The sequence below is a fragment of the Cupriavidus sp. SIMBA_020 genome (assembly GCF_046535395.1).
GTDB classification, from domain to species: Bacteria; Pseudomonadota; Gammaproteobacteria; order Burkholderiales; family Burkholderiaceae; genus Cupriavidus; species Cupriavidus campinensis.
In genome coordinates this window covers 1-278 of record NZ_JAWRWU010000436.1, presented here as the reverse complement: position 1 = coordinate 278, position 278 = coordinate 1, and the positions used below count along the sequence as shown (strand labels likewise).

1 protein-coding gene is annotated in these 278 nt (G+C 68.7%); it reads left to right on the top strand.

Going from position 1 to position 278, the window contains the following annotated elements; genetic code table 11:
• On the top strand, positions 1–278 hold a 278-nt coding region (locus tag SB751_RS29935; RefSeq protein ID WP_410749015.1), incomplete at both ends, for a helix-turn-helix domain-containing protein.

The window sequence follows — 278 nt, the reverse complement described above, 5'->3', positions numbered from 1 at the left end:
CTGCGCGACCTGGCCGCCGGCGCCGGCATGACATCGGCCAAGGCCCACCCCTACCTGGTCAGTTTCATCCGCGTCGGCCTGGTGCAGCAGGACAGCATCACCGGCCAGTACGAACTGGGCCCCTTCGCCCTGCAGATGGGCCTGGTCAGCCTGCAGCGGCTGGACCCGGTGCGCATCGCCATGCCCGAGATCGCCAAGCTGCAATCCGAGATCGGCCACACCCTGGGCATCGCGGTGCTGGGCTCGCACGGCCCCACCATGATCCACATGACCGAAGC